The organism is Pseudomonas sp. BF-RE-25 (assembly GCF_019956105.1).
GTDB classification, from domain to species: Bacteria; Pseudomonadota; Gammaproteobacteria; order Pseudomonadales; family Pseudomonadaceae; genus Aquipseudomonas; species Aquipseudomonas migulae.
This window is the reverse complement of the sequence record NZ_JAHBDB010000056.1, coordinates 19,715-32,045: the sequence shown is the minus strand read 5'-3', so window position 1 is coordinate 32,045 and position 12,331 is coordinate 19,715. Positions and strand designations below refer to the sequence as shown.

Below are 12,331 nucleotides of genomic sequence, written 5' to 3'. Positions count from 1 at the left end.
AGCTCCTACAGGACCGCGGCGTTCAGGAGTTAACGATCGCTCCCAAAGTACGCACAACCCTGTAGGAGCCGGCTTGCCGGCGATGAGTCCCTCGAAAACCGCATTGCAATCCCAGACCGCAATCGCCAGCAAGCCGGCTCCTACAAGACCGCGGCGTGCAGGTAGTAACGATCGCTCCCAAAGCACGCACAACCCTGTAGGAGCCGGCTTGCTGGCGATGCGTCCCTCGAAAACCGCATTGCAACTTCAGACCGCAATCGCCGGCAAGCCAGCTCCCACAGGACCGCGGCGTGCAGGTAATAACGATCGCTCCCAAAGCACGCACAACCCTGTAGGAGCCGGCAAGCCAGCTCCTACAGGATCGGGGCGCTCAAGTAGTGCGTTGAACCGGTTGAATGGGCGGGTAGAGGAGGCGATAGTGCGCACCTGAAATCATCTGGTTTGTAGAAACACTCAAGGAACAGGGAATGACATTGAAGTCTGGATGGATGAGTTGTGTGGCGCTGTGCGGTCTGGTGATGACAACGCAGGCGTTCGCTGATTGCGAGAAGCCGTTCCTGGCAGGCGATTTCGGCTATTCGGTGTGCAAAGACTGGCCGGCTTATCCGGGGCTGACGATTACGGCCTTGTCGCAGTTCGAGTCAGGATATTCGGCAAGCGATTACGGCCCTCAAGGTCGATACGATATCAACCTTGCCGTTGTATCGGCTGGCGCTTCGAAACCGCTGGCGACGTATCAACAGTCTGCGGCTTTTGAGTCGGATGCCATCGCCTTTGAGGACCTGCAACTCGATACCGCACGTTACAAGCTTACGCCGGACCTGAGAGCGTTTGGCGTGCGCGCCACGTTCAATGGCTCGTCACGGGTCAATCCCGTGAGTGAAAAGTTGCTCTCGCTCTATGTGAAAGAGGGCGACCGGTTGCGTCCGGTCCTGGATAAGCTCATCACCTATGAGTACGGCGGTGAATGGGATGGCAATTGCGCCGGAGAGCTTTATCAACACACCCGTACACTCGAAATCGGCAAAACCAGCTCGCAGGGCTACGCGGATCTGATCGTCAAAACAGTGACCACCCGCGAAGTCGGCAAGGGCGAGGGGGAGGCTTGTGTAGCCAAAACCATAACAGACAAACCGGTGCTGACGACGCTTCGATACGACGGTAAAAGCTACGTCCTGCCTCAAGGCTTCAAAGGTCTATAACGCCGATCAGAGGTCAATCACCCATGCTAACCGGCCTCAGCCACCTGACCCTCGCCGTCACCGACCTGAACCGCAGCGTGGCGTTCTATCGCGACATCCTGCAGCTTCAGCTCGAAGCCACATGGGACTCCGGCGCCTATCTTTCGCTACCCGGCCTGTGGCTGTGCCTTTCCCTCGATCCGCAACGCAACACCGAGCCCGCCACCGACTACACCCATTACGCCTTCAGCATCAGCGCATCCGGCTTCCTGCCATTCGTCGAACGTCTTCGAGCCGCCAACGTCCGCGAATGGCGCGAAAACCGCAGCGAAGGCGCGTCGTTCTACTTCCTCGACCCCGACGGCCACAAGCTCGAAGCCCATGTCGGCGACCTGGCGTCGCGATTGGCCGCCTGTCGTCAGCGGCCGTACGCAGGAATGAAGTTCTTCGACGATCAGTCAGTCGATTCCCCGGGACCTGATATAGACTTGCGCCCATTCACCGGATAGTACAAAAGGATTTCCCGATGACCCCATCGCTGCTAATGGCCGTTCTCGCCTCGGGCTTTATTTACGGCATCACGCCCGGGCCCGGCGTTTTGGCGGTGTTCGGTATTGGTGCAGCGCGTGGACGAAGGGCAGGGGCAGGCTTTTTGTGCGGGCATTTGCTCGGGGACGTGGTTTGGTGCAGCACCGCGCTGATCGCAATTGTCGGTGCGCGGGAAATCGGCAGCACCGCGTTTGACGTGTTGGGCGTGCTCAGCGGGCTCTATCTGTTCTGGCTCGGTTTGCGCGCAGTGCGGGCCAAACGCAGCAGCGCCGAAGTGCCGCAAGGCCCGGCGCGGCAGCCGTTCTGGCACGGCATTCTGTTCGGTCTGACCAATCCCAAAGCCTATCCGGTGGCGGTGGCGACTTTTACGGCGTTGCTGTCCAGCCGAGCGGAACTGCTGCATTGGTCGATGTTGCCCTGGCTGATCGTTCTGAGCTTCGTTGGCGGTTTGATCGCCTACGCTATCCTCATTGGCATCGTCGGTGCACGGCAGGTGCGCAGCCTGTATCAACGGCATGAACTGGCGATCACCCGGTTGTGCGGGGTGATGTTTATCGGTTTCGCCATCAACGCCCTGGTGCATGCCTTGCCGGGGCTGATGCCGAACAAGGCTTGAAACTGATCGCAGGGACGCGTCAGCGGCATCATCACTGGTCAGGGATGGTTCTTTATTGCTGCATTGTTCGGACATGCTCTCTGCACCATGGCAACCAGAAATTCCGCGCCGTCGGCGAGTTACATCGATCTACTGCTGGACGCCGTTTGCGCGGTCGATAAACAGGGTCGCTTTGTTTTTGTCAGCGCGGCCTGCGAGCGCATTTTCGGCTACACGCCTGACGAGTTGGTCGGCCAGCCGATGATCGAACTGGTGCATCCCGCCGACCGCCAGCGCACCCTCGACGCCGCGCGCGAGATCATGGGCGGCGACCCCAAACTCAACTTCGAAAACCGCTACGTGCGCAAGGATGGCCGGGTTGTGCATATCCTGTGGTCCGCACGCTGGTCGGAAGTCGATCAACTGCGCATCGCCGTGGCCCGTGACATCACCGAACGCAAGCAGGCCGAGTCCCGACAAGCGGCGCTGTACGCGATTTCCGAAGCGGCCCACGCGGCGGAGGATTTGCTGGCGTTGTTCAAACGCATCCACCTGATCATCGGTGAATGGCTGCCGGCGCTGAACTTCTCCGTGGCGCTGTATGACGAGCATTGCGCGCAGCTCAATTTCCCTTACCACGTCGACGACAACGAGCAGCAACCCGAACAGCCTGGAACGGTGACCGGACGCTTGTGTGCCGAAGTGATCCGCAGCGGTCAACCGATCCTGCTGACCCCGAATCAGGAAAACACCCCCGCCGGATTCGAGGCGCTGGTCACGGGCCAGCATTCGCCGTGCTGGCTGGGCGTGCCGTTGAACTCTCAGAAAGGCACCATCGGCGCGCTGATCGTCAAAAGTGTGGCGGGCGGCGAGCGCTACACCGAGCAAGACAAGGAACTGTTGCAGTACGTGTGTGCCCAGGTCGCCACCGCCATCGAGCGCAAGCAGTTGCATGCCCGGCTGCAGCGCATGGCCCAATACGATCAACTGACCCAACTGCCCAATCGCGAGTTGCTCCGGGACCGGCTGAAAGCCTCACTGGCACTGGCCAAGTCGGAAAGCGGGCGCATGGCGCTGTTGTACGTCGACCTTGACCGCTTCAAGGAAGTCAACGACACCCACGGCCATGCAGTCGGCGACATGCTGCTGCAAGCGGTCGCCAATCGCCTGAAAGGCTGCGTGCGGGAAACCGACACCGTGGCGCGTATCGGCGGCGATGAGTTCGTGGTGCTGCTGCACAGCATCCAGGCCTCGGAAGATGCCGACAGCGTGGCGGGCAAAATCCGTCATATCCTGGCGCAACCGCTGCGGCTGGATGGGCACAGCCTGAACATTCAATTGAGCATCGGCGTCGCGCATTTCCCCGAGCATGGCACAGAAGAAAAGCAATTGTTCCGCCATGCCGACGAGGCGATGTACACAGCCAAACGCCAGCATCACCTGCGGCTCGGGGCCTGAAAACCACGGCACCGTTCGTCGCGTCGATCCCGTTTTTTTTTAAACCTTTGCGGTGATGGAAATTCAGATCCTATGCGGGCTCCTGCTCGCTGCGATCATCACCAAGAGGTAGAGAATCATGCCTAACTCAAGAAACTCGAACTCGGGAAGTTTCGCCAACGATCGAACGAAGGCGTCTGAAGCCGGTCGCAAAGGTGGGAAAACGACCACCACGACTGTCGATAAAGAACCTTTGAAACCCGACATGGGCCGCAAAGGTGGCCAGAAATCCAAGTAGTGGTGAAAGTGGTTTTGATTGAGAGGCGGGAGCGAAAGCTCCCGTTTGAATTTATAGAGAGGAGGGCGCGACCATGAGCCAGATGGCCACCCGATTATGCAGCACCGGATTTGCCACGTTACTGGGCCTGTGTGCCAGCAGTGCCTTTGCCCAGTCCCCCGCCGAATTCATCAACGATGCCTCGGCCAAAGGCATGGCCGACATCGAAGCCAGTCGCCTGGCGCACCAGAAGTCCGAATCCAAAGAGATCAAGGACTTCACCATCATCGTCATCAACGACCGCACCACCGCGAACCAGCACCTGGCAAAAATCGCCAGGCAACTGGATCTGCCGGTGGCGCCACGGGAAGAGGTGGTCGACAAGGCCAAAGCCTTGATGCCGCAAGTGCAGGAGGGCGATTCTTTTGATCAGGCATACGCCGCCAGCCAGGTGAAAACCACGCAGGAAGCCATCGAACAACTGGAGCAGGAGGCGCAGAGCACGGACGTACCGGAAATCAAAGCCTTCGCTGAAGAAACCCTGCCCAAACTGCAGAACCACCTGCAAATGGCCAGGGCGCTGCAAGCAGATTGCTGACGCGCACTCTGTATCTGTAGGAGCCGGCTTGCCGGCGATCCAACCGCCGCGGTGTGCCAGGCACACCGCTTTCGCGACTGAGTTGCCCCGCGCACTCAACAGTTGTTCAAATCCTGTTTGTGCTTGCCCTTGGTCACCAATCCCTGCACCTCGTTTGCGCTCATGAAGCGATAGCCTCGACGCAGCTTCTGCGAGTTTTTTGCGAACTTCATTGCCGTGTTCCTTGTAGGAATGCGCTTGAATTTGTGACAGCGCGGGCGGGATGAAAATTCTGATTACCTGTTCGGATTCCATGAGGGCGGAGGAGGTTGTTCGCTATTCCTGGGCGGAATCTTTCTTTGTGCCGGTTTGTGTCTAGTATCAATGGCAGTCAATTTGCCAGCATGCAAACACACGGATCGAAACCAGGAAGGGGTTACGCATGGAATTTTTCGAAAAGTTAGCAAGTTTAGCCGCCAAAGTCCGCTTACAGAGTGCTGCAATTCAGACGGAGGAGGCGACGAAGAACGCTTTTGTCATGCCCTTTATCAGTACGGTGCTCGGCTACGATGTCTTCGATCCGACCGAGGTGACTCCTGAATTCGTCTGCGATATTGGAACGAAGAAGGGAGAAAAAATTGACTACGCAATCATGAAGGCTGGCGAGGTGCAGATCCTGATCGAGTGCAAGAAAATAGGTGAGCCGCTACACATCAATCATGCCTCCCAGCTGTTTCGTTACTTCCATGTCACCAGCGCTCGTATATCTATCCTCACCAACGGACAGGTCTACAAGTTTTTCACTGACCTGGACGCGCCCAACAAAATGGACGAGAAGCCATTTCTCGAACTCGACCTTCTGGACATCGATGAGTATTCCGTCCCCGAATTGATAAAGCTCACCAAATCAGCGTTCGATGTGGATTCGATCATCAGCGCTGCCGGTGAGTTGAAGTACGTCAGCCAAATCAAAAAAGTCATCGCCTCTCAGGTCAGCAAGCCAGACGACGATTTTGTGAAAGTGTTCGCTTCGCGAGTCTACGACGGGTTGATTACTCAAAAAGTCCGTGAGCAGTTCCATGAGCTGACGAGAAAGGCTGTGGTGCAATTTCTCAATGACCAGATCAATGACCGGCTCAAGTCGGCTATGAGCGGAGCCATTCAGCCCACGCTTGCTTCTTTACCGGTTACTTCCGGTGATGCTGAGCAACCGGATCTACGAGACGAGTCAGAAGACAAGGTCCTGACAACTTTGGAGGAACTGGAGGGTTATCACATCGTCCGCGCCGTGGTCCGCTCAGTCGTGGATGCCAAGCGGATTGTTCAGCGCGATACCCAGAGTTACTTCGGCATCCTGCTGGACGACAACAACCGCAAACCGATCTGCCGTTTGCACTTCAATCGCTCACAGAAATACATCGGCATATTTGACGAAGAGAAGAATGAAACCCGGCATGCAATCAACTCTGTTGATGACATCTACGAGTACTCGGATCATTTGAAGAAGACGGTTGGGTATTACGATTAGCCAGCTGATTGCAAAAAAAAACCGGCCCTTAAGGTCGGTTTTTTTGATATTTCTTCAGTCCGAGAGTTTCACTTCAACCGCCCAACTGAAGTACCCCAACGCCTCGCAGTTTTTATCAACCAGCATGAAATGCAGCTCACACGCCTCAACTCCGGTGGCGAGTCGGGTGCATGCCCAATAATGATCATCGGCTTGGTGAGTACCCGGTTCAGTCGGGTTTTCAGTGTCGGGTGCCGGCACTGTGAGGTCGCCCCGTACCACCAGTTCCGGGGCCGACAATACGCCGGCATCACCCACAGACATCTCGTAAAACACCACGCTGTGCTCAGCGAGCAAGCTGACGGTTCTTCCGCGGATATGGAAAGTCGCATCGCTGCCAGCGGTCAACGTGATCAGGCTGTCATTTGTTGTACTTTGTGGTTCTGGCGATCCGTTGATGCTGAAGACGAATCCATCGGAAATGGGTGTCGGATTGTCCGCCTCAAGACTCGGGTTCGGGTAGCGTAAAAGCAGTGATTCGGCGTCGACAATCAGCAACACATTGTTGGCAGTCGCGACGCTTGAGGAAGGAGATTTGATCGGTTCGGAAGTCATCATGGATTCCTTTCATGATGGTGACACTTGACGGTAGCCGCTTCGGTTTATGCAAGGCATTCCGTTCCTGTCGAGGCGGCAACGCAGTCAGCAAAAGCCCCTCGTTTCCAAGGGGCCTGACGCTCGTCAGTTGCGGATGGTAATGAATGGGTCCCACGAACAGCAGCCGACAATCTTGCACTCGCGATCCACGATCAGGAAGTGGAAGTGATACGTCACGCTGCCGCTGGACAGGGTTTCCGAAGACCAGTAATGGTTATCGACTTTCTGGCAGCTGGGCACTGATGGATTGCTGGTGTTGGGCACGGCTACGCAGGCGACAGCCTTGCGTGGCGTGGGTGTGGAGATCAAGTCGAGGCCGATATTGCCGACGAACTTGTAGAAAATCACTGCGGTCTCGAAGCTCTGCGACAGGCTGGTTTCACGCCAGCGAATCAGGTCGCCCACCTGGGCTTTCAAGTTGAGTTCGCCACCGGCCTGGCCGCTCACCACGTTGTTCTGGTTGGTCACCATGTACACGTGATTGACGTCGATCAGCGTCGGCGCGGCAGGGTTTTTGCTGATGTTCGGGTAGTTTTTCAGAATGGTTTCGGTGTCGATGGAAACCAGTACATCCGTGACTCGAGACATAGTGAAACTCCTTGTTCATAGTGAATGCCTGGCATCTTTCCAGGCTCAACAACGCTTGCTTGCCTTGCGGTCGTTGCGCAAACACTACGGACGGAACCCACCTGTCACGGGCATGAGCTGGCCTTGCTCCTTGAGTACAAACCAACGGGTTCGGGTTCCTTCCGACGGGCCGCGATTGGACTATAGAAGTGAAATTCAGGCTGTCAAAACTGCTTTGGCGATGGCTCGACGAACGGTCGATCTGGTTATGAATTCTGATCATTTGGCGATAAGAAACGACCTGCATAGCCTTAGAACATCCAAAAGTCGGATAGGGAGGGATGCGTGGGGCGTTGTATCGTAGCGAACCGGTTGTAGGCCCAGGTCCGGACAACGATTCGACAGGAGAACGCAATGAGTTGGTCCGCCAAGCAATACGTCGCTTTTGAAGATGAACGCACGCGCCCGGCCCGGGATCTGCTCGCGGCGATCCCGCCCGTTGAAGCACGCTCGGCCATCGACATCGGTTGCGGCCCCGGCAACTCGACCGAGCTGCTGGTGGAACGCTTCACCAGCGCTACGGTGCGTGGCGTCGACAGTTCGACCGACATGATCGAAGCCGCCCGCAAGCGCTTGCCGCAGGTGCAGTTCGACACCGTGGATATCGGCACCTGGAACGAGAGCGGCCCGTTCGACGTGATCTTTGCCAACGCGGTGTTGCAGTGGTTGCCCGATCACGCGAATTTGCTGCCGGCTCTGGTGAGCAAGCTTTCTCCCGCTGGCAGCCTGGCGATTCAGATGCCGGACAACCTCAACGAACCGTCCCATCGCCTGATGCGCGAAGTCGCTGCCGATGGCCCGTGGGCCAGCAAATTGGCTGACGCCGCCGGGCAGCGCACGGAAATGGCCAGTGTCAGCGACTATTACTCGATGCTGCGACCGCACTGCGCGCGCGTCGATGTGTGGCGCACCACCTACCATCATCCGCTGGCGGGCGGCGCGTCGGGCGTGGTCGAGTGGTTCAAGGGCAGCGGCTTGCGACCGTTTCTCGAACCGCTGGATGACGCGGAAAAGGCGCACTACCTCAAGCAATATCACGCCGCTATCGAGCAGGCGTACCCGACGCTGAGCGATGGTTCGGTGCTGCTGCCATTCCCGCGATTGTTCATCGTCGCCACCCGCTAAATGCGGAAAAGGGACGGATACCGCCGAACGTCATCTGTCCCTTCGCTTGGTGCTCAAGTAATCGAAAAGAAACGACGCAAAGCCGAATAACCCGATCATTGAAATGATCATGAGCCCCAACTCTGAATTGTCCATGCTGATCTCTGCGTGAAAGGTGAGAGGGCAGGGTAGGTGGTTTTTGGGCGGGTTTGAGGGGGCGCTACGGCTTCTTTACTGGCTGGTGGGGATCTATACGGAAACTATACGTGGGGTGCCGAAGTGCTCAGCGTTGAACGTTGGATATGGAGATCTCTACTTCTTCCCAGACACATTCAGCGTACTTCGGATTGGCTGTGTGCAGCGTGATTTTGCTGGCAGGTGGAATCGGTAAACCGTTTTCAGCCAGTATTTCGAAATGACCCTGAATGGCTTCGCGCGCCATAGCCACTGCATCGTCCAGATCTTCGCCGGCGGAAAAACAACCCGGGACATCCGGGATATCCACGCCCCACGCGTGTTTGCCATCGCCAATTGAAATCGCTATCGGATAAAGCATGTTCACTGTTCTCCTGCTGATCCGGTTACTGACGCTGAAAACGCAAAGGGCGCCCCGAAAGGCGCCGCTGTTTAGCGTCAGGACGGTTCCGCATCCATACGTCGTGCGATGACATCCATCACATCGCAGCCATCGCGCAGCGGAATGGCGCAGAGCAATGCGAAGTCACTGAGAATCACCGAGTCAGTGGATATTTCACCACGCATCGCGAGGTTTTCCAGGACCTGCGTTACCGCGCCGATTCTGTAGCGGGCGGAGCTGAGAAGGGAATGCAGCGGTTGGGTGGTGTTGACGTAGAAGGTGGGGAGGTCGTCGGCGTTGCTGGTTAAAGCCATATATTCGTTCATGAGTGATTACCTTGAAGTGAAGTTATGTCTTCCACCACTCGTTGTCGCCAAACAATGGGTGGCAGCTGTACGCGGGTTGGCGAACCGGACAAGGCACAAACCGGCAGACCCGAAGGTCTCCCACGCACAGCCACCAAAAAGCAGGTAGCCGCGTGCGTTCAGAAAAGCTCCGAGCGGGCTCGGAGGTTTCTGTACCTTGCTATCGAGTCGCCAAACCCGATACGCCATTTGGGCGCGTTCGGACTATAGGTCTCATGACAAAGGCACAGCAATGGACAAGTCTACGGACAATTCCCAGTGTCGTGTAGGACCTTGCCTATTCAGCTATTGGCCACTTTTTGGCCACCAGTATTCGTGTACTTGACCCCTGGTTTTTCAGGTGTTGATTGGCCGTTCAGGATGAAGTGTCAGTGTCCCAACAAGTCCCGCCCATAAAAAACCTTTACTGGCCCGAGAAAAACGCTAACAAAGCATCGACTTTATGTGAAAACGTTAATTTATTCCTATGCCCCACCCGACACCTTATCGTCGCGACGCGTTGATGAAGCAGGGGGCAGACGCCACTCTTTTCGTCCGCCCCTTCCGCGCATTTGAGGACCGAAAATCCCTTTGTCGCTAATCAATCAACTGATCAACCAAAACCGCGTTGCTGTAGATCAGGCAGCCATCACTCGCTCGATGTCCCACCAGATGAAACTGACCGCGCTCGTTGTGGATATAGACGCGCATCTGGCAGTCGGACAAAGGCCCGTACCCCCCTGGCAGGATCAACTCCAGTGTGCTCATGTCGACGTCAACCATGGCTTCCTTTTCATGGGTCTCCTGCAAGCGTTCTTCAGCCTGCTCCAGGCCCCGATGGAGGGGGCCATCGACGTAAAAATGGATTTCACCTATGGGGGTCGATTTTTGCGCGCCGTTGAATTTGCACCAGCCTTCGATCGTCAAGGCACTCATGACGAAATCTCCGTTGTGGACGGCTGGACGTTGTAGCTCTTAGCCGTCATGGGTCTGACCGCTATACCCGACAAGGACCGTCTTCAGTGGCATTTTCAGCCGATCCCTGCCTGCGTAACACAGATACTAATTATAGCTGGCCACCGCGTTTCGCTTACTCGATGTCTGTGCGCGCCTTATTAGTCTGAAGGGGTGTTACTGAATAGAGACAGTTAGATATAGCGAATGGGTTTTAAGTAATCCGCTTGATGCCGAGGTTGGAATATCCAGGTGCGCGGGCCTTGTAGCAACAGCGTCTGTAGCGCCCATGAACTATACTTCCAGCGAACTTTGCCACGACGAAAGGTGGTATTGGGTCAGCCTGTTTTGGCGTCGGATGAGTCGTGATTAGACGCTGCTGTTCTGTGGGGATGCTTATGCATGCCAATGAGTGACAGGAATAGGAAGAAGGCAAAATGGCAATGGCAATTATTCTTGTCCTGATCGTTATTGCATCCGTGCTCTTTCATTTATTAGCGCCCTGGCATGCGGCACCACCAGCTTCCAATTGGGGTTCAATAGACACCACGCTGTTCATCACGCTGGTCATCAGCGGGATATTTTTCATCGCCATCACCGTGTTCATGGCGGTGGCCGTCATGCGTTTCCGTCACAAGGAAGGCGTCAGGGCCGCCTACCAGCCAGAAAATAAACGCTTGGAATTCTGGTTGATTGTCGTGACGTCGATCGGGATTGCCGGGATGTTGGCGCCAGGTCTTGTTGTTTATAACGATTTCATCCGGGTGCCCAAAAATGCGTATGAACTTGAGGTGGTCGCCCAGCAATGGCAATGGGCTTTTCGTTTTCCGGGCCAGGACGGGAAGTTGGGGAAGTCGGATATCAAGCTTGTTGATTCGGTCAATCCACTCGGTCTTGATCCCAAGGACCCTGTTGGACAGGACGATGTAATAGTCAGAAGTAATGAAGTTCGTCTTCCGATCGATCAGCCGGTGAAAGTCTTGTTGCGTTCCAAAGATGTTCTGCACAATTTTTATATACCGCAGATTCGCAGCAAGATGGACATGGTGCCGGGAATGGTGTCGTACTTCTGGTTTACGCCAACTGTCATGGGCAAGTATGAAGTGCTGTGTGCCGAGTATTGCGGCGTCGGTCATTACAATATGCGCGGCGATATGATCGTGGTAGACCAGGCCGCCTTCGCTCAGTGGCTGGGCAGCCAACCGACCTTTGCGCAGACATTGACCACGGCCGCCAGGCCCGGTCGGGACAGCGTGCTGGAGAAAGGTCGCCAACTGGTCGAGCAATACGGCTGCCATGCCTGCCATAGCCAGGATGGCAGTGCCAGTCTCGGCCCAGGATGGAAGGGCTTGTACGGCCGCACCGAACAACTCGCCGATGGCAGCAGCGTGCAGGTCGATGAGGCTTACCTCAAAGAGTCGATCCTCGATCCGAAGGCCCGCCTGGTGCAAGGCTACCCGCCGGTGATGGTGGCCTATACTCTCAAGGATGATGAATTGGGTGCTCTCATCGCCCTGATCAAATCGCTGGGTGCCGGGCAGCCAGCCGAAGAACCGTCTACCGGCGACGTGTCGGGCTCAGGTGACGACCTGGTGGCACAGGGACAGCGGCTGGCGCAGTCGCTCGGTTGTCTGGCCTGTCACAGTGTTGATGGCAGCAAGGGTATCGGCCCCGGTTGGCAGGGCCTGTATGGCAAGGCAGAAACCCTTGCCGACGGTACGAGCATCAAGGTTGATGAGGGCTATTTGAAAGAGTCGGTTCTCAATCCCGCTGCCAAAATCGTCAAGGGCTACGCAGCCGTTATGCCGCCCTTCACGCCGAGCGACAAGGAGCTGAACGCCCTGATCGCTTTTATCAAATCCAAAGCGAATGCTGACGCTGAAGCGAGCAAGGCTGAGCCAGGGAAATCGCCGTAAAGCCGCCAGAAACACACTGAAACTTCGGC

General features: G+C 56.4%; 13 protein-coding genes and 1 pseudogene. 9 read left to right on the top strand and 5 right to left on the bottom strand.

Annotation, left to right across the window (positions count from 1 at the left end):
• The first annotated feature begins 467 nt into the window (after positions 1–467).
• From KGB24_RS23260 to KGB24_RS23230, 7 genes are all read left to right on the top strand, one after another.
• Positions 468–1,202, top strand: a complete 735-nt coding sequence (locus KGB24_RS23260; protein WP_223416127.1) for a hypothetical protein — start codon at positions 468–470, stop codon at positions 1,200–1,202.
• 23 nt (positions 1,203–1,225) lie between these two features.
• A complete protein-coding gene (gene fos / locus KGB24_RS23255; protein WP_223416126.1) occupies positions 1,226–1,690 on the top strand; it encodes a fosfomycin resistance glutathione transferase in 465 nt (154 codons plus the stop codon).
• A gap of 17 nt (positions 1,691–1,707) precedes the next feature.
• Positions 1,708–2,346 carry a LysE family translocator gene (locus KGB24_RS23250; RefSeq protein WP_192420580.1) on the top strand — a complete coding sequence of 213 codons (639 nt, stop codon included), beginning with the start codon at positions 1,708–1,710 and terminating at the stop codon, positions 2,344–2,346.
• 87 nt (positions 2,347–2,433) lie between these two features.
• Entirely contained in the window at positions 2,434–3,783 is a 1,350-nt protein-coding gene (locus KGB24_RS23245) for a bifunctional diguanylate cyclase/phosphodiesterase (protein WP_008025733.1), read from the top strand.
• Between the two features lie 118 nt (positions 3,784–3,901).
• Positions 3,902–4,060 carry a KGG domain-containing protein gene (locus tag KGB24_RS23240; RefSeq protein ID WP_008025734.1) on the top strand — a complete coding sequence of 53 codons (159 nt, stop codon included), beginning with the start codon at positions 3,902–3,904 and terminating at the stop codon, positions 4,058–4,060.
• Positions 4,061–4,133: 73 nt separating this feature from the next.
• Positions 4,134–4,637, top strand: coding sequence for a DUF4142 domain-containing protein (locus tag KGB24_RS23235; protein ID WP_223416125.1), 504 nt, complete (start codon positions 4,134–4,136; stop codon positions 4,635–4,637).
• 421 nt (positions 4,638–5,058) lie between these two features.
• Complete coding sequence (locus KGB24_RS23230) at positions 5,059–6,144, top strand: type I restriction endonuclease (RefSeq protein WP_223416124.1); 1,086 nt, start codon at positions 5,059–5,061, stop codon at positions 6,142–6,144.
• A 54-nt stretch (positions 6,145–6,198) separates the two neighbouring features.
• On the opposite strand, the gene KGB24_RS23225 is transcribed toward KGB24_RS23230, so the two are convergent.
• Complete coding sequence (locus tag KGB24_RS23225; RefSeq protein ID WP_223416130.1) at positions 6,199–6,738, bottom strand: AidA/PixA family protein; 540 nt, start codon at positions 6,736–6,738, stop codon at positions 6,199–6,201.
• A 126-nt stretch (positions 6,739–6,864) separates the two neighbouring features.
• Positions 6,865–7,368, bottom strand: a complete 504-nt coding sequence (locus KGB24_RS23220) for an inclusion body family protein (RefSeq protein WP_008025740.1) — start codon at positions 7,366–7,368, stop codon at positions 6,865–6,867.
• A gap of 393 nt (positions 7,369–7,761) precedes the next feature.
• On the opposite strand from KGB24_RS23220, the gene tam reads away from it, so the two are divergent.
• A complete protein-coding gene (tam, locus tag KGB24_RS23215; protein ID WP_223416123.1) occupies positions 7,762–8,532 on the top strand; it encodes a trans-aconitate 2-methyltransferase in 771 nt (256 codons plus the stop codon).
• Between the two features lie 277 nt (positions 8,533–8,809).
• On the opposite strand, the pseudogene KGB24_RS23210 reads toward tam, so the two are convergent.
• The 3 genes and pseudogenes from KGB24_RS23210 to KGB24_RS23200 all read right to left on the bottom strand — a co-directional run.
• A pseudogene (locus KGB24_RS23210) lies at positions 8,810–9,067 on the bottom strand (type II toxin-antitoxin system HicB family antitoxin); the annotation flags it as partial.
• Between the two features lie 77 nt (positions 9,068–9,144).
• Complete coding sequence (locus KGB24_RS23205; RefSeq protein WP_223416122.1) at positions 9,145–9,414, bottom strand: short-chain dehydrogenase; 270 nt, start codon at positions 9,412–9,414, stop codon at positions 9,145–9,147.
• Positions 9,415–10,029: 615 nt separating this feature from the next.
• Positions 10,030–10,368, bottom strand: coding sequence for a hypothetical protein (locus KGB24_RS23200; protein WP_008025748.1), 339 nt, complete (start codon positions 10,366–10,368; stop codon positions 10,030–10,032).
• Between the two features lie 455 nt (positions 10,369–10,823).
• Here KGB24_RS23200 and KGB24_RS23195 point away from each other — a divergent pair, with 455 nt between their 5' ends.
• Complete coding sequence (locus KGB24_RS23195) at positions 10,824–12,302, top strand: cytochrome c oxidase subunit II (RefSeq protein ID WP_223416121.1); 1,479 nt, start codon at positions 10,824–10,826, stop codon at positions 12,300–12,302.
• Positions 12,303–12,331: the final 29 nt, after the last annotated feature.

What these genes read in the sequence shown, in the direction of transcription:
- KGB24_RS23260 (WP_223416127.1), top strand. Translation starts at nt 468, where the DNA reads ATGACATTGAAGTCTGGATGGATGAGTTGTGTGGCGCTGTGCGGTCTG.
- fos (WP_223416126.1), top strand. Translation starts at nt 1,226, where the DNA reads ATGCTAACCGGCCTCAGCCACCTGACCCTCGCCGTCACCGACCTGAAC.
- KGB24_RS23250 (WP_192420580.1), top strand. Translation starts at nt 1,708, where the DNA reads ATGACCCCATCGCTGCTAATGGCCGTTCTCGCCTCGGGCTTTATTTAC.
- KGB24_RS23245 (WP_008025733.1), top strand. Translation starts at nt 2,434, where the DNA reads ATGGCAACCAGAAATTCCGCGCCGTCGGCGAGTTACATCGATCTACTG.
- KGB24_RS23240 (WP_008025734.1), top strand. Translation starts at nt 3,902, where the DNA reads ATGCCTAACTCAAGAAACTCGAACTCGGGAAGTTTCGCCAACGATCGA.
- KGB24_RS23235 (WP_223416125.1), top strand. Translation starts at nt 4,134, where the DNA reads ATGAGCCAGATGGCCACCCGATTATGCAGCACCGGATTTGCCACGTTA.
- KGB24_RS23230 (WP_223416124.1), top strand. Translation starts at nt 5,059, where the DNA reads ATGGAATTTTTCGAAAAGTTAGCAAGTTTAGCCGCCAAAGTCCGCTTA.
- KGB24_RS23225 (WP_223416130.1), bottom strand. Translation starts at nt 6,738, where the DNA reads ATGACTTCCGAACCGATCAAATCTCCTTCCTCAAGCGTCGCGACTGCC.
- KGB24_RS23220 (WP_008025740.1), bottom strand. Translation starts at nt 7,368, where the DNA reads ATGTCTCGAGTCACGGATGTACTGGTTTCCATCGACACCGAAACCATT.
- tam (WP_223416123.1), top strand. Translation starts at nt 7,762, where the DNA reads ATGAGTTGGTCCGCCAAGCAATACGTCGCTTTTGAAGATGAACGCACG.
- KGB24_RS23205 (WP_223416122.1), bottom strand. Translation starts at nt 9,414, where the DNA reads ATGAACGAATATATGGCTTTAACCAGCAACGCCGACGACCTCCCCACC.
- KGB24_RS23200 (WP_008025748.1), bottom strand. Translation starts at nt 10,368, where the DNA reads ATGAGTGCCTTGACGATCGAAGGCTGGTGCAAATTCAACGGCGCGCAA.
- KGB24_RS23195 (WP_223416121.1), top strand. Translation starts at nt 10,824, where the DNA reads ATGGCAATGGCAATTATTCTTGTCCTGATCGTTATTGCATCCGTGCTC.